Origin of the sequence: Chitinophaga sancti, from assembly GCF_034424315.1 — a bacterium.
Lineage (GTDB): Bacteria > Bacteroidota > Bacteroidia > Chitinophagales > Chitinophagaceae > Chitinophaga > Chitinophaga sancti.
In genome coordinates this window covers 658,317-679,975 of the sequence record NZ_CP139972.1, presented here as the reverse complement: position 1 = coordinate 679,975, position 21,659 = coordinate 658,317, and the positions used below count along the sequence as shown (strand labels likewise).

The following is a 21,659-nucleotide window of genomic DNA, read 5'->3' as shown; positions in this document are numbered from 1 at the left end:
ATTAACTGGCTTCCAGGAATACCGCGTAATGACCTTTCCTCAAAACGCCATCTCCGCACCTACGGGAAAAATCACTGCCAGTTTCTCATACATGGCCTTTACTTTTACATCCGTTAACTGCCGGCTGATATCTGCCAGCCTGGGTATATTCAAGCCATTCTCTTTCAACGCCTGGTTAATCTCCTGCAGGCTCCAGCCTTTATGACCCGCATACTTCCCCGTAATTTCCAGTGAACGGGTGTGTTGTAATAGTCTGCAGGTAATATCACTAATCATTTCTGTTTCATAAATATTCAATGAATCGGGATCTACACCATTGTACAATGCAAAGATCCTGATGGCATCATCTATACTCACCTCCTGCAGCTCATAAGGAATCGTCTCTTTTATTCGCTCCCGCGAAGTTACAATCACTGTCCATTTATGTTCGGTCAGGTAAGCTAACTGCGCAGGATCCTGCGGCGCATTATCCATACAAAGGAGCTTATCGCCATTCATACGAATCAGTTTATCCAGCACATCATGTACGCTGGACAACTGCCATTTATTCATTAATACCTTAAAATCATTTTCCAGCCAGAGGGCGTACTGGTAGTGTGGCTGGCCCATTATATTCAGTCGCCTGATGGCAGCGTTGAAGAATTGTTTTAACAAAGCAGTTTTCCCGATACCAGCTACACCACTGATGCAAACGACCCTGTTGGCAATACCTGCAAAAGTATTGATTGCATCCAGGTCAGTCCTCCTTCCTTCGAACAGGTCTTCAGTAGGAGCAGCAGTTATTAGAGAAGGTATTGACATCTTGTGCTGTTAAATAAAAATTTGGATTGCGCCATTGTAAGGCGATTAGAATGTACTAACAGGTGGCGTTACAAAAACCATTGAAATAAACCATTGTAATTCTATAAGGCTTTCCCTCCCTTGTAGAATTACAACAACCATTGCGCTCAATTTGTTGCGGATTAAAAACCAATATAAAAATCTGTTTCAGAGAATACGGTTCTTAGATTCCAAAAGCAATACAAAAACATCACATACATCTGCTACGTACAATATGGTTTTAAACCTGGTTCCTGCCATCCTATGGCATCACGATACCATTATGCGCCATCCGCATCAGGCCGGATAACTGTTGAATCAATGCAGGCTGCGCCGTTAACAAGGCAACTAACTCCTGTTCTGCACCTTCCTGAATAGACTGGTCAGTCGGAGATTTTCGAAGCGCTGCAATAATAGTTGCAGAAAGTCTGCTGCTAATCCATCTTGACAAAGGAGTTTCCATTGCGCCACCTATATTCAGATTAGCACTAAGGGCATTGACCGCACCGGCAGCGAGTTCTGAGATAGCTTGTTTATCCATGACAAACGAATTAATGATACTACAGATGTTAAAAGTAGGCTATCTATTATCAGGAACGAGTTAATGAGAAGTTAACAAACAAATAAACTACAGTTATGCCACAGGAAAACAATCCAATTATCGCTCCTGCGTCCGCTATGTGTATTCACACAAAAGGTCTTGCTATTCAGCACATGGCCGGCCATCTCTACTTATGAAAATGATGGCGCACAGTACCCGGCCACCGGTACCTACCGGGTTACCTGGGAGGTACAGACCCGGGCGCTTTAGATCATACCAGTAATTCGGCAAAGCAAGCTCAATAAGGCATTCATTCGCTTAGAAAATCACCGCAGTAATCCGCTAAGCGAATGATAGATGCGTTCCGCATCAGGCATCTACGCTGACCTTGATCACCACTTTCCGTACGCCTGTCGGCTTATCAATTTTTATATTGGGCATATGCAGGTCGGTAGGAAAGAAAATAGCAAACATACCTTCTCTCAATACTGAAAAGAACAAAGGTTTTTCTGCGAACAACATAAAATCTGTTTCCGGATCATATGCCTTTGAAGGCTGATGATGCAACAAAAAATCATGCCCTACTAACTCCTCTCCCTTTACCATGTATTGAATATCGATGTACTTTTTATGCGATTCCATTTGTTCTCCCGCAGCATCCACGGTATCATATTCATTCACTATGGCAAAAATGTCTTTCCCGTCAATTTCATATTTCCCTTTTGCTACCTGGCTAAAATCGGTGGATAGTAAATAGTCAAACGCACGGGCGAACTTAGGCCCTAAAAAGGTGTACTTTGAGTAGTGTGCTAATGTGTCAAGGATCATAAATAAATAATTCTGCATTAAAGGATTGAACTTCCCGCGGGGAAGATAATCAAAACCGCACATCCTCCGTACCAAAACCGGACACTCCCATTCCTGTACCGATCACAATTCATTGATTTACAGCTTACATTAATTTTGGCATTTTCTTAGCACGCCTCCACTTCAAATAAAGATCTGCATGCTCAAGAATTACCTGAAGATCGCCCTCCGAAACCTGTGGAAGCATAAAGGCTTTTCAGCCATCACCATTTTCGGCCTGGCAATCGGCTTAGCCACCTGCCTGCTCATCACCCTCTTCGTGACAGACGAGCTGAGTTATGACAAATTCAATGCGAACGCAGACAGGATCTACCGCCTGGATGCAGACTTCCTCATAAATGGTACTATCTTCCATGAAAGAAGTACCCCCGCCGCCTTCGGGCCTTCTTTAAAAAGAGACTTCCCGCAGATTGAAGAATTTGTGCGCTTTGACAACCAGGGGCAGGCACTCGTTAAAAAAGATGAAGGAGACGAAACGACCATTGAATTGAACACCTGCTTTGCAGATCCGGGTGTATTCAGGATCTTTTCCCTGCCTTTCATTTACGGCGATCCCAATACGGCACTCTCTCAGCCCAATACCCTCGTTATCTCCGAACGGGTGGCCCGCAAGTACTTCCAGACCACCGATGTACTGGGCAAGACCCTCAAAATGGAAAATACCACCCTCTACACCATCACCGGTGTAATAAAAAATACCCCATCCCAGTCTCACCTGCATTTTGACATGATCCGTTCTATGGGTCACCGTGCAGATGAAATGATGGACAGGTGGCTCAGCAATAGTTATACGACCTATATACTGGCAAAACCGGGGGTAAGTGCATCCCGGGTCCAACAAATCATCAACGAAGGTACAAAGCGATATATGGAGCCTTCCATTATAGGTTACCTGGGTGAGGGTATTGCCCAACTGGAAAAACACGGCGGCTTTTTCCGCTACAACGCCCTCCCTTTGGAAGACATCCACCTTCGCTCTACCAACAATGACGAGGCGGAACCCGGTGGAAATATCACCTACGTGTACATCTTTATCATCACCGGTATATTGATATTGCTTATTGCCTGTGTCAATTTCATGAACCTGAGTACTGCCCGTTCTGCCGGCAGGGCCAGGGAAGTGGGTGTACGCAAGGTATTAGGTTCCGAAAGGCGTCACCTGGTCTTCCAGTTCATCAGTGAATCCATATTGACCGCATTCTTTGCACTGCTGCTCGCGGTTATCATCGCCGCATCTTTACTGCCTTTTCTCAACAACCTCTCAGACAAGTCCATCACCCTGCAGTGGAGCAATCTCACCTGGATCCTTCCCTGTCTCATTGTGACCTGCATCGTAGTCGGATTGCTGGCAGGGAGTTATCCTGCTTTTTTCCTCTCTTCATTTGAACCGGTGAAAGTGCTGAAAGGCAAGTATTCCAAAGGCATGAAGGGTAGTTGGCTCCGCAATGGACTCGTCGTATTTCAATTTACGGCCACCATCTTAATGCTGGTAGGTACACTCGTTATTTACAAACAGCTGAAGTATATCAGGAACAGCAATACAGGCTATAACCGTGAGCAGGTGCTGGTATTACAGAATATAGGGGCACTCTGGATCCATGCGAAAAGCTTTCAGCAGGAGATCAAACAGATTCCCGGGGTAGTGAATGCAACGATGACCAGGTCACTGCCAACATCTGAGATCAGGAATACTAATTCCTATTCCAAAACGCCGATGGTAGGTGATGGTAAACTGGCGGCACTGGTGGAGTGGATGGTGGATGCGGATTATATTCCAACGATGGATATGAAAATAGTGGGAGGTAGAAATTTTTCTCCGCAAATGCCGAGTGATACCAATGCGGTGTTGCTCAATGAAACGGCAGCAAAAGTACTGGGATATGAAGACCTGAAAGACCGGTATTTGTATAATGATGGTAAGTTCAGCGTTATTGGGATTGTGAAGGATTTTAATGCTGGTACGATGAAGAGTAAGATTCCGCCGATCATTTTCAGGTTGGGAGAGTACAGGCAATTCATGGCGATCCGGGTCAAAAGCAAGGATCTTTCAGGTGTGATTGCACAGATCAGGGAAAAATACCAGGGGCAGCAGGATATGTCAGGACAACCGTTCCGTTATACATTTATGGACGAAGATTTTGACCGTTTGTATAAAGCGGAGGAACGGACCGGGCAGGTGTTCAGCATCTTTGCCATCCTGGCGATTATTATTGCGGCGATGGGAGTGTTTGGACTGGTTACTTATGCGGCAGAGCAGCGGGCAAAGGAGATTGGGATCCGAAAAGTGCTGGGAGCAAGTATTTCCGGGATAGTGGCGTTGTTGTCTAAAGAGTTTTTGAAATTGGTCATAGTGGCGATCCTGATAGCGACCCCGCTTTCTTATTTGTTGATGAACCGCTGGCTGCAGGACTTCTCCTATCGTACGGATATTGGTTGGGCGGTGTTTGTGGTAGCGGCAACGGTGGCGATTGGGATTACATTGGTCACGATTAGTTTTAGGGTGATCAAGGCAGCGCTGGCGAACCCGGTGCACAGTTTGAAAGCAGAGTAAAACACGCTGCATCTTATCTGATAATTAGAACTCATTTCCCTATAAAATACCCCCCATTAATGGCGTTGCAGCCTTTGTCAGGCTTAAATTTTAAGCCTGACATTTACTTTCTCCATTCTACCTGCAATCCAGATTACAACAAACGCCACCGCAATACTTCTCAATATTCCACCTATTCCACTCTTCAGCAATTCCGGGTAATGAAAATGTACCAGCATCATAACAGCATACAACAAATAAGGGATCAGGTAACAAGTCAGTGTACTCGTACCCGCTGGTTTAATAAAAGAAAACCAGTTCATCTTCCCTTTTATATCCACTAACCAGATCATAAAAGCAAATACCACGGTACTGATACCCGCACAGATCAACACCCATGACGGTGTAGACCTGATCTTTGAAATCCCTTCTGTATAAGGTCTTACAATCAGCCCAATCGCAATAGCAGCCACACCTACTCCCAATAACAGGGGAATAGATTTTTTCGGGATGCAGGAAATTACCACCCCTGCCATAATCAAAGCAATAGAAGAAGCATCGCCTATCACAGGAATATCCAGGGACAATACCCCGCTATGCTTCGCAAAATTGATGGCTAAAAATACACCCAGCAATACAAGCAGGGCGGGGAACTTCCCTTTCACCAGTAAGAACACAGTCGCACTCACCAGGTAGGCCCAACCGATAATTCCTAAAATCCCCCACCATGATGGCCGCATCCATTGTCCGCCTTCACCTTTATACAATGCCGCCATGGCCAGCAACAATGCAATGCCCAATCCCTGCAGGAGGTACTGTTTCTTCTTATAATCCATCCAGATCAGAAAGAATCCGGCTGTAATCAGGATCTCCCAGATGGCATAAGGCAGGATGGCGGCTTCACTGTTATAACCTTCCAGGTTTACATGAAAGAACCCCATGACAATCAGTGCCAGTGAACGGGTCAGGATATGTACTTCTGTTTTAATAAAAGACTCCTGCTTCGCAATCCGCTTACCGATGGCAAAGGGGATTGATAATCCGACTATAAATAAAAATGCCGGGAAGACGGTATCGGCAAAGCCCATTCCATCTTCGGCGGCTTTGGTATGTTCGATCCAGGCAGGGATATTACTTACACCACTGACATCGTTGACGAAGATCATGGTCAGCATGGTGATAGCACGGAATGCGTCGATAGATAAGAGACGTTGAGACAAGTTTTTCATAAACGAACGTTACTTAACAAAATAGGGAATTTTATTTAATGGGTGTATAATTTGTGGATGGCTATTTTGCAATTCGCTGTATTAATTGGGGGTGATAAGCAATAAAACATTCATGAACGAGGGCATTCATCAACGGGCATGAAAATCAATTTCAAAATAAAAGCTTCGTTCCCGAAACCCTGTTTGTAGTACTTATTTCATAAATAGGTTTTTCTAGCTGATAATCAATGCATAAATAGTAGTTATAAAATGAGTTCTAGTGAATTAAGCGAATTCTTCGACAAGAAACTCTTCCACCGCTCTTTTCCCGGAAGAGAAATTAATACCAATAGCGATTTTCTTCCTGGGGTCTAATTGATAGGAGTGCAAGTAACCTTTATTGATGATCTGGTTAAGCGCAGCTTGTGCAGTGCCGTTTAGTTTTAATTCTAACGCGTAAATATATTTTTTTGTAAAGACAAGAACATCACATCTGCCGCTAGCGCTATGAACTTCGCTACGTACGTCCATACCTAAACGCTTAAAAGAAAGATGTACGATGATATGAAAAATGGATTCGCTTTCTGCTTTCCTGTGATCATAAGGGATAGTTGACAATAGTACATCCAGCACTTTTACCATTTGCGACATATCATTATTCTTCATGGCGTTTGCCAAATCAAATGTCAGCTCCATCGAATCATTTCCAGGAAACACATTCCTATAAGCGCTCAGTAATGCGTCTGTCAGGCTCTCTTCTACCTCGCGATTTGGGTATCCCAGCTCAAATAATCTGGTTTCCTCGTTATAGTTTTTAATGGTCAGGTACCCTGTCTGGAACAAAACTGGCACCGGGGAAAGATGTTCTATATTAAAATTACTCAAAGCATTTTCTCCCATGTGAATGTTTTCAAGATCAAAAACCTTTTGTTTTTTCATCAGGTTCACCAACCAGGTAGGTGTTCCTGTCTGGTACCAAAAGTTTTGAATCCTGCCTGATCCCATATAACTAAGTAGGGAGAATGGATTATAGACTCTGGTTGTTCCATCCCAGGAATATCCATTATACCACTCCTTCAATTTGCCCAGAATATCTGGCTGCTTCTGTTGAAGCAACACTATTTCTTTAGCAAAACTGGTTTCCATTTCCTCCTGGGTGACTCCTGTAAGTGCCGCATAATGAGGATTGAGGGAAATATCGTACAGATTATTCAGATCAGAAAAAATACTCACTTTCGTAAACCTGCTAACCCCGGTAATTAGCAACAACCTTATATACTCATCTGCATCCTTTAAAACAGAATAGAAATTCTTAAACACTGAGCGGTTCTCTTCCACCATCTCAATATCCTCCAGGTAATCCGTAATCGGCTTATCATACTCATCAATCAAAATCACCACATGACCAATCTTCGCCACTTCCCTGATCAATTCCCTAAACTTCAATGCCAAACTATCCTCTTCCCGCAACTGAATCCCAAATTCCGCTGCTAAAAAATCAAGCTCCCGGCTAATAGCAGCTGTCAGTCCAAGTCCTTTATAATCAATCTGGCTAAACCTAAGATGGATAACAGGATGTCTCTGCTCCCAGTTCCATTGGTCATAGATCCAAAGACCTTCAAACAGCTCCTTTTTACCATTGAAAATCTCCTTAATAGTAGACAGTAACAAGGATTTACCAAAACGCCTTGGACGACTTAGAAAATAGTACTTTCCTAAATCAATTAAATTATAGATCAGACGAGTTTTATCGATATACAGAAAACCTTCCTTTCTTAAATTTCCAAAATCCTGCAGGCCAATTGGATATTTCCTCATGTAAACAAAGATAAATCCAAAATCATAATCCCCATTTTCTCACTTTGAACCCGACAAGGCAGGAAAAAAGCAATGCCAGCAATAATAAGGCGCCATTTTTAACATTTCATACCCTAAACGTAAACATTCCCATCCCTTCTCCAATCACCCCCACCCATATATTTACTTCCAAAAAATCCGTTATGAAAAACACGATCATGCTATTACTATTTATCCTTTCATTGACCTTCCTAACGCAGGCTCAAACCATCCCTATCACTGACAAAACTCAAACTACTGCCAAGCCAACTCAACACATCCCTGTCCAGGCACCAAAAACAGGCAATCCTGGCAATACCTCCACACACCAATCCTCCACCACAGAGCTTACCTCCCCCTCTCCCATCCGCATCCCATCCGACACCACCTCCCACCTTATTTTCCCCGGCGACTTCCCCGACCCCAGCATCCTCGTAGATGGCACTGACTACTATATCGTCCACTCCTCCTTCGACTATTACCCCGGTCTGCTCATCTGGCATTCCAAAGACCTGCTAAACTGGACGCCCCTGGTTAACGCACTACACAAGTACGTCGGCTCCGTCTGGGCTCCCGACCTCGTTAAATACGGCAATAAATACTACATCTACTTCCCCGCCAACAATACCAATTATGTAGTCTACGCCGACAAAATCACCGGCCCCTGGAGCGACCCTGTCGACCTGAAAATCGGCAATATTGATCCCGGTCATGCCGTAGACGCCAATGGCAAAAGATACCTCTACTTTAGCAGTGGAGGCTACGTTCCCCTGTCAGACGACGGTCTCTCCGTTCAGGGCAAAGAAACGATCACCTACACTGGCTGGGCCATCCCCCGCGAATGGACGATTGAATGCTTCTGCCTGGAAGGTCCGAAAATTACCAAACACGGCGACTACTACTACCTGACCGTTGCCGAAGGTGGCACCGCCGGTCCAGCTACGGGCCATATGATCATCTCAGCGCGGTCCAAATCTCCCCTTGGTCCCTGGGAGAACTCACCTTACAACCCAATCATCCGGGTTACATCATCCGATGATACCTGGTGGTCTAAAGGTCATGGCACGCCATTCCAGGACGCCAATGGCAATTGGTGGATGGTATTTCATGGCTATGAAAAAGATCATTATAACATGGGCAGGCAAACGCTGATCCAGGCATTGGAATGGACAAAAGATGGCTGGTTCAAAACAAAAAATAAGCGCCAATCAAACGAGGCTACCAGCATTTCCAAAACTGGCGGCATCACCAATCATAATAGCACTAAAAATAACATTCACCCCTCTCCAAATATCCTTCACACTGCTTCCAGGCTCTCTGATGACTTCAGCTCTCCCCGCTGGAAATTCTTCGGTGAATACGACACGACCCGGTTCCACATCAGCAGCAAGGGCATCGACATCAAAGGCAAAGGGAACAGTGCTGGCAATAGTTCCCCGTTCCTCATCATGCCTACGGATCATTCCTACACTGCAGAAGTTGAATTGGAAATAAGCGGCGATGCCACCGGCGGCATGGTGCTATTCTACAATAACACCGCTTATTACGGCATCCTTGCGGACAAGCAAGACATCCTCGCCAACCTGAGAGGTTACCAGTTCCCTACGGTAAAAAACGCCATCAACAAACACACTTTTCTCAAAATCGAAAACCGGCATCATATCGTAAGCATGTATTACAGCACTGATGGTCATCAATGGCAAAAAATTGAAAACGCCGCCGAAATATCAGGCTTGCATCACAATGCCCTTGGAGGTTTCCTAAGTGTACGTATAGGCTTGTGCAGTATAGGAAATGGCAGTGTGCTGTTCAGGAATTTCAAATACGAGGCTATAGCTGAGTAGCACTCATTTCACGAATAGGTATTTTGAATTGATAATCAATTCTAAATGGTTATTTGCTATAACTGAGTAGCACTCATTTCACAAATAGGTATTTTGAATTGATAATCAATTCCTAAATGGTTATTTGCTATAACTGAGTAGCACTCATTTCACAAATAGGTATTTTGAATTGATAATCAATTCCTAAATGGTTATTACGAAATAAATTCTAATGAAATAAAAGAGGTTGTATCAAGTACCATTGTAAATGAAGGCTTCTTTCTGATGGGCCTTACAAGTTCCTGGTATTAGCTTGTCTACACAAATCAGCGGATAAGCTGTACCTGGATTTTGATACAACCTCTTCCCTATTTAGAACCCGTTTCATAAATAGGTATTTCCAACTGGTAATCAATACATAAATAGTAATTATGAAATGAGTGCTCATATTATTCAGTACTGATAGCCCATAGGATACCAAACTCCCCGCCATATGGGTGGCAGCATGTTCGGCAGCACATGGCCCTGATCTAATGTTTCTATATTGACATCCTCAATCATTCGCCTGATCCCAGGTAGCTCGCCACCTTTAAAAACCTTATCTCTCAAAATATCAAACACATCCTCATAATTATGTCCTGTGACCCCACAGCCTATCTGTATTCCAGGCGGAATTGAATCAATACCAGTGGAAGTAAAATCAAACTCGAACCAATATCTTATCATATAATTACATTGTCATATCGCATGGCGGTAATTCCTTAGAACTCATTTCGTAATTACCATTTAGTGATTTGATTATCAATTCAAAATGCCTGTTTATGAGATGAGCGCTAGTATAAAGCATCATCCAAACTTCCATTTACCAGCCACTCCCATCCCATTGTCATTTGTACACTATCATTAAAAACCTCAACACCTGCTTGCAGGTATTAAAAACCCCGCGATACAAGTACCGCAAACAGTAATTTACTATTATTTAGAAAAAATAACCAGAAGGTTCCCCCATCAAAAATATCGCGCATCCCCTCACTCCAACCTGAATTCCCGCAGCGTCTCATTTCCTGGCAGATCTACTGCTAAAACACAAATCACCCCGCCCGCAGGCAAACTCCCCACCTTATAATACCAATCCACCCCATTCCTGCCCAAAACCGCCTTCCCTCTCTCCAATATCACACCTGCCGAATCCACCACCCGTACTTCCACCTCCGCAACCCTGAATTCATCTTTTGCAGTCACCACCACTGTCGTATCCACTACGGCAATATTTTGCACCTCCGGCGCCTTATAAGCATCCTTAATCGCCATATTATAGGCATTCTGCCCCGGACCAGCCAGCGACTGATAATACGCCTTAATTTCCGGGTCTTTCAGGATCGTCTTTGCATACGCGGCCGCCTCCGCCATCATCATCCTGGCATCTAACTGCTTCCGGGTAGGCTTCTTTTTAGACCGCCCCCGTTTTTTCGCGACGATCGTCTGCCCATTTCGTTGATAAATTGTAATCTGATTGCCCAGCGATCCGCTGATGAGCTGGAAAAGTACATTGTCTTTAATAATGGCCATAACAAACAATTTGAAGGTTAACAAAGCAATAGTAAAGATATAAGCTGAATATAAGCCGGCTTCAAATCAAAAAGTTCATAAAATGAGTACTACTACAACATTAGAATACCACTTCAATATCAAATCGATATTGAAGTGATATTCCCGTCTTCTTGTAATGCAATTATAATGTAAGGTCGCCTTTAGCGCCCGGAGGGTGCCTGCCCCTTTCTTACAAAGCCAATTCTTCAATCAATTCTCCCGGCGATACTCAGAAGGCGACTTCCCCGTTTTCGTCTTAAACAGCTTTGTAAAATGAGAAGGATGCTCAAGTCACTTCTTACACAAACAAGGCCGGATCTGGAAAGACCAGGCCATTTTGCTAGATTCTAATCGAATTAATTAATAATCCCTCTGTTTTGAACTACTATTCTAATCTTTATACAAGAAAAATCCCACAGGTACATGACTATACCCGTGGTATCTGCTACCTATACTGTTAATTGCACATTAAATGGACAATTATACTTATGAAGAACTAATAAAGCCTACATTTCAGGTACGTTACTAATAATAAATGTGGTTCAGATTGCAGGTTATAAGGCAGGACCAGTCAAATGCTGGTGATTATTTTTTTGACACTGCAAAATTCGAATATATTACCCATTGAAATTTTGCAAAAAGCGGCCATTATTCGTCAAAATCCTACATTTTGCTGGCTACGGTAACGGCTAGGTGTAATACCTGTGTGCTGCCTAAAAAATCTGCCAAATACGGACTGGTCGCTAAAGGCCATATGCTGTGCAACCTGGGCAATGCTAAGTGAGGGATTGGCCAGCAATAATTTTGCTTCGATGATCACAGCATTGTCAATGAGTTCACCGGCGGTATTACCAGTTACCTGTTTTACAACCCGGGCAAGGTAATCCGCCGTCACCGTTAGCTGACGGGCATAGAATTGAAGGCTCCTTTCCCGTTTGATATTGTTTTGTAGTAAGTGCAGAAAACCCGACGTGATCACATTCCTCCGTTTAAATTGCAGCTCCTGCGCGCCATTGTATTTCCTGCAAAAGGCAGCAATCGTATGAACGACAGACATCACCTGGTACAGCAGTATCTCATTATAACTGACAAGCGATTCATTGGGTATAAAAAAATCTTTCAACAGCTGCAGCATGCCGCTCAGGGCCCCGCTTTCTCTTTGATTAATTATAACCGGATGCTGCCGGTTCGCCAGGATGGTGTGAAACGAATTGCCAATAGCACCGGCTACTCCATTTTCCAGGAAGAATTTCCCGGGTACAATCATTCCCATACAGGAGAAGTGTTCATCCATATATTGAATGCTGTACACAAAGCCCCGCATGAAGAAATACAGGCAGTTTTCAAGGCAATTGATCTCCTCCAGGTTGCAGCTTAATTTCAGTTGGCCGCTGGTCACCAGCAATATAATGGCGTCCTTTGGCTTAAAGGCTTGCCCCGGATCATTCAGATGACTGAAAATATCGGTTTCAGTAAAAATTGTAAGCATGTTCCGTGTTGTCATAGCGCGGCTAAAAGATTTGCGCTATGCGGAAAATGAGTGTTTCCTGCATAGGTGATGAATTAATATAGCTTGATTGCAGGTTATAGGTAAGCAAAGGGTGTGGCGCGCATATTTTGCGCGATTATATTCCCGGGAGTAAAGGTATTAAATTAGTTTGAAACCCAACCGGTTTAATACATTTGCATAAGCCTGTAAATACCGTTTTTTTGCACACTGCTTACCGCCGTGTAACCGTTGCAGGTTTAAATACGTACCTGCTAATCTTGCCTGCCGCCCCTCAGTTTCACTCTTTCTATATGATTTTCACACCTTTGCACAATGATGGGTATACAGCATTATTATTTGTTCCTGATAACAGCATTCCTGTTTATCATGATTCCAGGCATTGATACTATGTTCGTACTGAACAAGACAACCCGAACCTCAAAGTGGCCCTGTTCTTTTTGTCATTCCTTCCTCAGTTTATAGAAACGGAAGCACTGGACTACTCACAATCATATACTTCTGTAAACTGCCCTATCTTCTTACTCCATATTTAAATTGTCAAAAAGACATCTTCTCGATCCATACCAGCTCCCAACTAAATCCATTTACCAAACCCATGGGCTAAAATCCTGCTACACTTTGTTAATTACTGCAAATACCCTCTCCTTTTTTAACAATAATTTAACCGCCGCATCACCCAACTGTAGTTATGAAAACAAATGTAAACGATTACTCTAAGGGGCAATATCCTTTATCTCCTCCACACGGAAAACTGTTTTTTAATGACATGAAATGTAAACGATTACATTCCAAACCAACCTTTTTTATATCGAATTATGCAAACGATTGCACAGAACTGTTAAAAGGGGATTCCATTTTGTAAAACCAATTTTTTAATTCATCTCAGCATGATCAAACGACTACTCTTACAATGGTCGGTAGCCCTCCTATTGCTTCAAATAATAGGATTACCCACCACCCACGGGCAAAGTGCCCTCACTGTAAGCGGTACGGTACGCTCCTCCACCGAACTTTTACCCGGCGTGAGCGTCTACCTGAAAAACAACATCAGCATCGCTACCAAAACAGACGAAAACGGCCATTTCAAACTTACTGTTCCTAACAACGCTACCCTGATCTTCTCCTTCATCGGCTACCACCGGCAGGAGGTGAACGTCAATGCCAGACCCATTCTCAACGTCACCCTCGCCATCGAAGACAAGGCCCTGGGCGAAGTAGTAGTGGTCGGCTACGGCAAGCAAAAAGCACCCACCGTTACCGGCGCCATCGCCACCGTAGGAGGCAAAGAACTCGCCTCCACCCCGGTTTCAAATATCACGAATATGCTCGTAGGCCGCGCCTCCGGTATCAGCGCCGTTCAGGCCAGCGGTGAACCCGGGCAAAATTCTGCCACCATTCATATACGGGGTATCGCTACCCTCAATGGCCAGGATCCGCTCATCGTGATCGACGGTATCCAGCAGCCCGCAGAGCAACCATATGTCGTGCTAAACGCCATGGATGCTAACGAGATCGAAAGCATCTCTATCCTGAAAGATGCCTCCTCTACCGCGGTATACGGGATCAGGGGTGCCAACGGTGTCATTATCGTCACCACCAAAAGAGGCCGGCTCAATAAACCGCAATTCGGTTTTACAGGCAATGGCGGTTTTACCAACGCCACTTCCCTCCTGCCCATCCTCAACTCCTATCAATACGCCCTCTTCCGCAACGAAGGCATCCACAATGCCCAGGCAGCGGGCAACAGCAGCTTTGATAACCTGCTCTTCACCGACAATGACCTCTGGAAGTTTAAAAACAACAGAGACTATACCGATGCTGAAATCAATAGCCTTGAAATAGGCACGGCAGGCAGGCAGGCACTTGCCAACAGCCCCGCCCTGTACTACACCTCCCACAACTATTTCAAGGAAATCTTCGGCGGTCAGGGGCAGCAGCAACAATATAATATGAACATCTCCGGCGGCGTAGATAAAGTGCGCTACTTTGCTTCCTTAGGTTACTATCACCAGCAAGGTATCCTCAATGACTACAACTACGGCGGCGCCAATACGAATTCAAATTACAAACGCTATAACTTCCGTTCAAATTTCGACATCGACGTTTTCAAAAACTTCCAGATCAGCGTGAACCTCGCGGGTCAGTCTACCGTAGCACACCTGCCCTCCGGCGGATATGGTGCCAACGACCAGGGCGACCGCTACCAGCTCATCATCCAGAAGATCTTTGAAAGCAGTCCATTCGTAGGGCCGAACTTCGTAAATGGCAAACTCGTGAATGGCTTCATCGGTACCTCCGGCGATGGCATCAACCCCCTCGTTGACAAAGGCGGTAGTGGTGTTTCGCCCATCAGCGATTTCCTGGGCGCCGGCGTGGTGAATCAATATATTACCACCCTTACCAGCACCGTGAACCTGAAACACCAGATGGATTACCTGACCAAAGGCCTGAACCTGAGTGGTAAGATCGCTTACGATGACAGCTATACGAAAGGGTTTTATACCGCCACCAGCATTCCGCTCTATAAAGCGATGCGCGACCCGGCCAATCCGAATAATATTATCCTGGCCGGCGGGCAGTTAAACCCGGACAATACTTCTGACAACTGGGGCAACGGCTCCTGGCGCAAAGTATACCTGGAAGCCTCTATCGACTTTGCCCGCAGTTTTGGCAAACACAATGTGTCCGCTTTATTCCTCGGCAATGCCCAGAAATATACGGCACACGACCTGGCCAATAATACCCCTTCCGGTTTAATGGGTCTCGTAGGTCGTGTAACCTACAACTTTAGTGAGCGCTACCTCTTTGAATTCAATATGGGTCTGAATGGTACGGAGAACTTTGCCCCTAAACGCCGCTTCGGGTATTTCCCCGCAGTATCTGCCGGCTGGGTCGTTACAAAGGAACCCTTCTTCCCTAAAAACAATGTACTCACCTGGATGAAGTTACGCGGCTCCTATGGCGAAGTAGGTAGTGACCGCCTCGAAAAACGCCGCTACCTGTACCTGCCAAATGGCTGGTCATCCGGTACCAGCGGTTACTATTTTGGGAATAGCAATGGTAGTAGCGCAAACCCTTATTTCTCCGGTGCCAGCGAAACCACCTTAGGGAATCCTGAAGTAACCTGGGAAAGGGCCAAGAAGCTGAACCTCGCGGCCGACCTGCGTTTCTGGAAAGATAAGGTCACCCTGTCCGCCACCTTCTTCAGGGAAAAAAGAGACAATATCCTCGTGAACCTGCAAACCATCCCGGCCACCTATGGGGTATCTTCCTCTATCGTGCCGCCGGCAAATATTGGCCGGGTGAGCAACCAGGGGTATGAAATAGAATTTGGATACAATGATAATATTGGTAAACTCAATTATTTCCTGAAAGCCAATCTCTCTTACGCCAAAAATAAGATCGAATACATGGCGGAACCCGCTTACCAATATCCCTGGATGAACGAAACAGGCTACAGCATTGGCCAGTACAAGGGTTATGTATGGGATGGTTTCTTTAATACCACCGAGGAACTGAATAACCGTCCGTATAACACGAATGGCAACCAGGCAAGATTAGGGAATATCCGTTACAAGGATATTAACGGCGATGGGATCATTGATACAAAAGACCGGGTGCCTATCGGCTATTCCAACCTGCCACGTATTGCTTATAACATTACGATCGGTTTCTCTTATAAAGGATTTGATATTTCTGCGCTGCTGATTGGAACAGCACAAGGTTCGTTCCCCCAATCAGGTTATGTGCTCAGCACCCCCTTTGCCAAGAACGTGGGAGCAGTATTCCAGCCTTATTACGATGGCCACTGGACACAGGAGAAATATGATAAGGGAGAAAAAATTACCTATCCTTCTTTCTCATTCAGCGGCTCCGGGCCTAATAACGTTTTCAGTGATTTCTGGCTGAAGTCCAACAACTTCAAACGACTGAAAAACCTGGAAATCGGCTACAGCATCCAGGACCGAAGATTGCTGACCCGTGCGCATATCAGTAGTGTACGGTTTTATGCCAATGGAAATAACCTGATCACCTGGAGCAAGGAAGTGATGAAAGGGATAGATCCGGAACTGGCTGACGATGGGAAGAACAGTATGGGATATATGTACCCGCTGACGCGGACTTTCAATTTTGGTACGAATATCCAGTTCTGATTTTCGATCGGGGTAAGTCAAGGATACTGTTAGCAGGATTTCATCCCTGGCAATAAAATCAGGGTTTTGAATAAGCAATGCTGATCTCCGATACGAAAACAAGCGCTCCCAAGTTTCAGAAAATTCCAAAGGGTCATTCCTTTAAATTAAAACACTTGAAATGAAACCTTACTATATCATATGCATGGTGCTACTGCTGTTTGCCTGTCAAAAGGACTTCCTGCAAATGCCCATCTCCAATACAACTACGACAGACTCGATATTCTCCACTACTATCAAAGCACAGGGCGCTATTGCCAATGCCTATAAAGTAGTCCTGAGCCAGGGTCTGCCCTACCAGGGTAACTGGAACTCCCTGATCCTGGATAATGCATCCGGTGCCCTTAACTACGGTTTCTCCTGGACCTGGTGTTATGGGATCACCACCAGTACAGGTCTTACCGCCACCGGTAATACAGAAGATATGGATGGTTACGCATACAACTACACGACCATCCGCCAGGCCTACCTGGTGAAAGAAAACATCGACAAGGTGACGGATATGACTAGTGCAGACAAGGCAATTGTAAAAGCAGAAATGACTGCACTCATTGCCTATCGCTATGAACAGATGCTCATCATGTATGGCGGTGTTCCGATCGTAAGCAAATCCCTCACGGTAAATGATGACCTGAACATTCCCCGGGCACCCGTTAGCGAGGTATTGGACTCCATCAACAAGTGGTGCGATGCAGCGGCGGCGGTACTCCCTTCCGTATGGACATCTACCTGGACCGGTCGTATGACAAAGTCAGCCGCCCTTGCTATCAAAGCGAAAGCCTTGTTATATGTGGCCCGCCCACTCTTCAATACCGCTACGCCTTACCTGGACCTGGGTGCTAACAATCACCTCATCTGCATGGGCAATGAGGATGCTTCCCGCTGGCAAACCGCTGCTACAGCGGCCGAAGCCGTGATCAAAGAAGCAGAAAGCAACGGGGGTATTAAGATCATCAACACCGGTAATCCCCTGGATGATTATGGCACTGCCACGTCCACCCCTGCAAATGCCGAGGTCATTCTCGCCTTTAAATATGATGCAGGCGGCAGCAGCATGAACACGTTTTATAACATGCATAACTGGCAGGCATATGGGAACGGGTTAACCACCAGCTACCTGGAGAATTATTACAAAGCTGATGGCAGCGACCAGGTATGGCCTACCACCACCACTGCATTCTCTGATTACCGCACCCGCATGCAGTCAATGGATGCCCGCTTTAAAGCGAGTTTCAAAGCCTGGGAAATCGATACCTGGAATAACCCGAATGATAATACCTGGGCGAATTCCAACCTCTTTCAATGGGCAATGAATGTAGCCGCGATACCCGTGAAGTTCTATTACAAAGCAGGTACACGCAACTGGTTCGAGTTCCCTATTTTCCGTTTAGCCGCTTATTATTTGTCCGCTGCAGAAGCGTATAATGAAATGGGGCAGTCTGCCGAGGCACTGGCGAAACTCAATGTCATTCACCTCCGTGCAGGTTTACCTGCTATTACTGAAACGGACCAGGCAAAGTTGCGTAAGATTATTCAAAGAGAATGGGCTGCTGAGTGTTTTGATGAAAACTACTGGCTGCATGATATCAAACACTGGAAGAGAGCCGATATTGGCGACGGCCTGATTGGTGGCGTGATCCGCACACTGCATTTTAATAGTGATGGTGGCGGCAAGATGACGGGGAATACGGATTACTATGATGGGAAGATGTACCTGGGTTTCTGGGCACCACGACAGTACCTGAATCCTTTCCCGCAAACGGAGATTAATAAGGGTACACTGATTCAGAACCCGGGGTATTAGGGAACATTTGAAGTAAGGGGTTCGGGGGATGCAATTCATACGATTTCCCTTTTCGGAAAAAAGAATTACATCCCGGTGAGCCATCATACGAAGAGAAAGTTCCTGGTTTAATATTTCCTGGCAAAGACCACCCATTACGTTTTTTAAAAACTAACAAACATGCGCTACAGAACGCTCCTATATATGCTGGCCTTTTCCGGTAAAGTGCTGGCGCAATCCGTTCCTGATTCGATACCTACGGCCTCCATGTCGAAGGTAAGCGGAGAGGAACTATACAAAACACCGGCAGCGAATATCACCAATACCTTCTATGGCCGCCTGCCGGGTATCATCACCAAACAGGCCAGCGGCGAACCTGGTTATGATAACGCCAGCTTTGTAATAAGAGGTGTAGGTACTTACGACAACAATGACATCGCCATTTTTGTAGATGGATTCCAGGTAAATAATACCTATTTCCAGTACCTGTCTGCCGTAGAAATCGCAGATGTAAAATTATACAAAGATGCCGCTGCGCTTGCAGCCTTTGGGATGCGTGGTGCCAACGGGGTACTCTGGATCACCACCCGGAGAGGCCGTGCCAGCAAACCAACCATACAGGCGCAGGTGAGAAACGGTGTGCAACAGGCTATCAACCTCAATAAGCCGCTCAGGTCTTTTGACTATGCGAGCCTGTACAACCAGGCTGTCAGCAATGACCTGTACGCCGTCAACAACCACCAGTACATTTACACACCCAGGTATACCACCGCTCAGCTGGAAGCTTATAAGAATGGCACAGGTACTGATATAGACTGGTTCGACGAAGTACTGAAAAAGAATGCGGTTTACCGGGATGCAAACATCACCTTCAGTGGTGGTGATACCAGCACCCGTTACGCACTTATTATAGACTACATGAAAAACCAGGGGCTGTACAATGTAGAAACCAATGCCACTACTTCAAATGCCCAGATCCAGCGCTTTAATCTCCGGGCCAACCTGGATTTTAGTTTCTTCAAGATCTTCGAAGCCAAAGTAGACCTGGGGGGCCGTATTGAAGACAGGCGTTATCCGAATTTTAACGGGGCCAGTTTATGGAATAACATGGCTGTATACCCATCTAACATCTACCCGGTAAAGGATGCAACGGGCAACTGGTCAGGCACGACCGTCTATACCAATAACCCGGTAGCTTCGCTGAAAGCCCTGGGCTGGGCATCTACCCATGACAGAACTTTGCAGGCAAATTTTAACCTGAAGGAAAAACTGGATTTCATTACACCGGGTTTATACCTGCAGGAAGCAGTGAGTTTTAATACATGGACCAGGAACGCCGCCAGCAAAACGGCTACTTATGCGCGGTATTACAATGGAGCAAAAACCACCACGGATGTGACTACGGACATTGTAGCCAGTAACAGTGCGCCATCCAACCAGTACGACTGGAAACAGGCCAACCTGAGCGCAGGCTATGACCGTAGTTTTGGACCGCATGCCGTACATGCACTGGTCAATTATTTTGCCAGCAATTATGTAGAAGACTGGAACGGTAGTTTCAACGGTTCCGGTTATAATACAGGTAATAATATCTTCCACCACTATACGAATTTAGGTGGCACGATCGATTACACCTACCGGGAAAAGTACCAGTTAGGATTTGGCTTTGGCTATAGTGGTTCTGACAACTATGCGCCGGGTCACAACCATGGATTCTACCCCGCGCTATCTGCAGGATGGATTGCATTAACTGATCCTTTGTACCTGAAAATCAGGGCTTCCGCAGGTAAATCAGGTAATGAAAATTCTTTGCAGGGAAGGTATCTCTTCCAGCAATATTATGGTACCTCTACTGCTTTTTACACCGGCGTTACCAGTCTGAATTCCAACAGCGCTGTTGTACAAACGTATATTGCCAATCCCGGCATCTTTGCAGAACACAGCATGAAATACAATGTTGGTTTTGACATGACCCTGTTCAAAAAACTGGACATCGTTGCAGATGCGTACATGGATAAACGTGGTGGCATCATTACTTACGATCAGGCCAGTTATGCCGCGACGCTAGGTACCACACTGATGTTCAAGAACATCGGGAAGATGACGAATAAAGGGTTTGAACTCACGATGAATTATCACGACACCTGGAAGAGCTTGGGATACCGTGTAGGCGGTAGCGTATTATACCATAAAAACACTGTGGATTACCAGGCGGAGATTGCACCGGTAAACGGGTTTAGTAAGACTACCGGTCTCGCACTTAATACCCCGGTTGGCTTAATCTCAGATGGCTTCTACCAGGTAGAAGATTTCAATGCAGATGGTACCCTGAAATCAGGGATCCCGGTACCGGTATTCGGTGCGGTGCAACCTGGCGACCTGAAATACAAAGACCTTGACAACAGTGGTTTTGTAGATCAGAATGACGTGACGAAGATAGGCAGGCCTTCTTATCCTTCTCTCTATTATTCCTTCAATGCAGCATTGAATTATAAGGGTTTTGATCTTTCTGTATTATTCCAGGGAGCTGCGGGAGCAGACTTCAATTTGCAGAACGCACCCAGTCAGACGCTGGCCTTCGTGAGCAACAACAATGCTTTCCCGATGGCAAAGGGTGCCTGGGCATATTATCCTTCAGAAGGGATTGACACCCGGAGCAGTGCGACCTATCCCCGGTTGACAACACAGGGCAATTCCAATAACTACAGGAATTCATCTTTCTGGATCAAGAAAAACAATTACCTGCGCATCAGGAATATTGAAGTAGGTTATTCTTTACCGGAGGCTTTCCTGAAAAAGGCTCACCTGACCCGCTTACGCCTGTTTATGAGTGCAACCAATCCTGTAACTATCAGCAAACTGCTGAGAGATTACAATTTTGATCCGGAGACACCTACCGGTTATCCAGGGTTGAAATCGTATGTGGGCGGACTCAGTGTTTCATTTAACTAATAAAATG

General features: G+C 45.4%; 14 protein-coding genes. 5 read left to right on the top strand and 9 right to left on the bottom strand.

Annotated features, from left to right (window positions below; all coding sequences use genetic code 11):
- Positions 1-39 precede the first annotated feature (39 nt).
- From U0033_RS02475 to U0033_RS02465, 3 genes are all read right to left on the bottom strand, one after another.
- Positions 40-801, bottom strand: a complete 762-nt coding sequence (locus U0033_RS02475) for a P-loop NTPase family protein (RefSeq protein WP_072358037.1) — start codon at positions 799-801, stop codon at positions 40-42.
- Between the two features lie 280 nt (positions 802-1,081).
- Positions 1,082-1,360 (bottom strand): hypothetical protein, encoded by a 279-nt coding sequence (locus U0033_RS02470; protein WP_072358039.1) that lies wholly within the window; start codon positions 1,358-1,360, stop codon positions 1,082-1,084.
- A 369-nt stretch (positions 1,361-1,729) separates the two neighbouring features.
- Entirely contained in the window at positions 1,730-2,188 is a 459-nt protein-coding gene (locus U0033_RS02465; RefSeq protein ID WP_072358294.1) for a YhcH/YjgK/YiaL family protein, read from the bottom strand.
- Between the two features lie 178 nt (positions 2,189-2,366).
- Between U0033_RS02465 and U0033_RS02460 the strand changes: the two genes are divergently transcribed.
- Positions 2,367-4,778: an ABC transporter permease gene (locus tag U0033_RS02460; protein WP_072358042.1), complete on the top strand. Its 2,412-nt coding sequence runs from the start codon at positions 2,367-2,369 to the stop codon at positions 4,776-4,778.
- 83 nt (positions 4,779-4,861) lie between these two features.
- On the opposite strand, the gene U0033_RS02455 is transcribed toward U0033_RS02460, so the two are convergent.
- Positions 4,862-5,986, bottom strand: coding sequence for a DUF5009 domain-containing protein (locus tag U0033_RS02455; RefSeq protein WP_072358045.1), 1,125 nt, complete (start codon positions 5,984-5,986; stop codon positions 4,862-4,864).
- A gap of 264 nt (positions 5,987-6,250) precedes the next feature.
- On the bottom strand, positions 6,251-7,783 hold the full coding sequence (locus U0033_RS02450) for an ATP-binding protein (RefSeq protein WP_072358048.1): 1,533 nt from the start codon (positions 7,781-7,783) through the stop codon (positions 6,251-6,253).
- A gap of 182 nt (positions 7,784-7,965) precedes the next feature.
- Between U0033_RS02450 and U0033_RS02445 the strand changes: the two genes are divergently transcribed.
- On the top strand, positions 7,966-9,645 hold the full coding sequence (locus U0033_RS02445) for a family 43 glycosylhydrolase (protein WP_218163993.1): 1,680 nt from the start codon (positions 7,966-7,968) through the stop codon (positions 9,643-9,645).
- Between the two features lie 432 nt (positions 9,646-10,077).
- Here U0033_RS02445 and U0033_RS02440 read toward each other — a convergent pair whose 3' ends face one another.
- The 4 genes from U0033_RS02440 to U0033_RS02430 form a co-directional block, all read right to left on the bottom strand.
- Positions 10,078-10,350, bottom strand: a complete 273-nt coding sequence (locus U0033_RS02440) for a hypothetical protein (protein ID WP_072358051.1) — start codon at positions 10,348-10,350, stop codon at positions 10,078-10,080.
- A gap of 303 nt (positions 10,351-10,653) precedes the next feature.
- Entirely contained in the window at positions 10,654-11,193 is a 540-nt protein-coding gene (locus U0033_RS02435; RefSeq protein ID WP_072358054.1) for a hypothetical protein, read from the bottom strand.
- A 231-nt stretch (positions 11,194-11,424) separates the two neighbouring features.
- The gene (locus tag U0033_RS33210) at positions 11,425-11,478 is read right to left on the bottom strand and encodes a hypothetical protein (protein ID WP_072358298.1); all 54 of its coding nucleotides are present in this window, start codon (positions 11,476-11,478) and stop codon (positions 11,425-11,427) included.
- Between the two features lie 391 nt (positions 11,479-11,869).
- Positions 11,870-12,703, bottom strand: coding sequence for a helix-turn-helix domain-containing protein (locus U0033_RS02430; RefSeq protein ID WP_322518530.1), 834 nt, complete (start codon positions 12,701-12,703; stop codon positions 11,870-11,872).
- A 908-nt stretch (positions 12,704-13,611) separates the two neighbouring features.
- On the opposite strand from U0033_RS02430, the gene U0033_RS02425 reads away from it, so the two are divergent.
- The 3 genes from U0033_RS02425 (at position 13,612) to U0033_RS02415 (ending at position 21,652) form a co-directional block, all read left to right on the top strand.
- Positions 13,612-16,878 (top strand): SusC/RagA family TonB-linked outer membrane protein, encoded by a 3,267-nt coding sequence (locus tag U0033_RS02425; protein ID WP_072358063.1) that lies wholly within the window; start codon positions 13,612-13,614, stop codon positions 16,876-16,878.
- Positions 16,879-17,038: 160 nt separating this feature from the next.
- Positions 17,039-18,721 carry a RagB/SusD family nutrient uptake outer membrane protein gene (locus U0033_RS02420; RefSeq protein ID WP_072358066.1) on the top strand — a complete coding sequence of 561 codons (1,683 nt, stop codon included), beginning with the start codon at positions 17,039-17,041 and terminating at the stop codon, positions 18,719-18,721.
- Positions 18,722-18,880: 159 nt separating this feature from the next.
- Positions 18,881-21,652, top strand: a complete 2,772-nt coding sequence (locus tag U0033_RS02415) for a SusC/RagA family TonB-linked outer membrane protein (RefSeq protein ID WP_072358068.1) — start codon at positions 18,881-18,883, stop codon at positions 21,650-21,652.
- Positions 21,653-21,659: the final 7 nt, after the last annotated feature.

What these genes read in the sequence shown, in the direction of transcription:
- U0033_RS02475 (WP_072358037.1), bottom strand. Translation starts at nt 801, where the DNA reads ATGTCAATACCTTCTCTAATAACTGCTGCTCCTACTGAAGACCTGTTC.
- U0033_RS02470 (WP_072358039.1), bottom strand. Translation starts at nt 1,360, where the DNA reads ATGGATAAACAAGCTATCTCAGAACTCGCTGCCGGTGCGGTCAATGCC.
- U0033_RS02465 (WP_072358294.1), bottom strand. Translation starts at nt 2,188, where the DNA reads ATGATCCTTGACACATTAGCACACTACTCAAAGTACACCTTTTTAGGG.
- U0033_RS02460 (WP_072358042.1), top strand. Translation starts at nt 2,367, where the DNA reads ATGCTCAAGAATTACCTGAAGATCGCCCTCCGAAACCTGTGGAAGCAT.
- U0033_RS02455 (WP_072358045.1), bottom strand. Translation starts at nt 5,986, where the DNA reads ATGAAAAACTTGTCTCAACGTCTCTTATCTATCGACGCATTCCGTGCT.
- U0033_RS02450 (WP_072358048.1), bottom strand. Translation starts at nt 7,783, where the DNA reads ATGAGGAAATATCCAATTGGCCTGCAGGATTTTGGAAATTTAAGAAAG.
- U0033_RS02445 (WP_218163993.1), top strand. Translation starts at nt 7,966, where the DNA reads ATGAAAAACACGATCATGCTATTACTATTTATCCTTTCATTGACCTTC.
- U0033_RS02440 (WP_072358051.1), bottom strand. Translation starts at nt 10,350, where the DNA reads ATGATAAGATATTGGTTCGAGTTTGATTTTACTTCCACTGGTATTGAT.
- U0033_RS02435 (WP_072358054.1), bottom strand. Translation starts at nt 11,193, where the DNA reads ATGGCCATTATTAAAGACAATGTACTTTTCCAGCTCATCAGCGGATCG.
- U0033_RS02430 (WP_322518530.1), bottom strand. Translation starts at nt 12,703, where the DNA reads ATGCTTACAATTTTTACTGAAACCGATATTTTCAGTCATCTGAATGAT.
- U0033_RS02425 (WP_072358063.1), top strand. Translation starts at nt 13,612, where the DNA reads ATGATCAAACGACTACTCTTACAATGGTCGGTAGCCCTCCTATTGCTT.
- U0033_RS02420 (WP_072358066.1), top strand. Translation starts at nt 17,039, where the DNA reads ATGAAACCTTACTATATCATATGCATGGTGCTACTGCTGTTTGCCTGT.
- U0033_RS02415 (WP_072358068.1), top strand. Translation starts at nt 18,881, where the DNA reads ATGCGCTACAGAACGCTCCTATATATGCTGGCCTTTTCCGGTAAAGTG.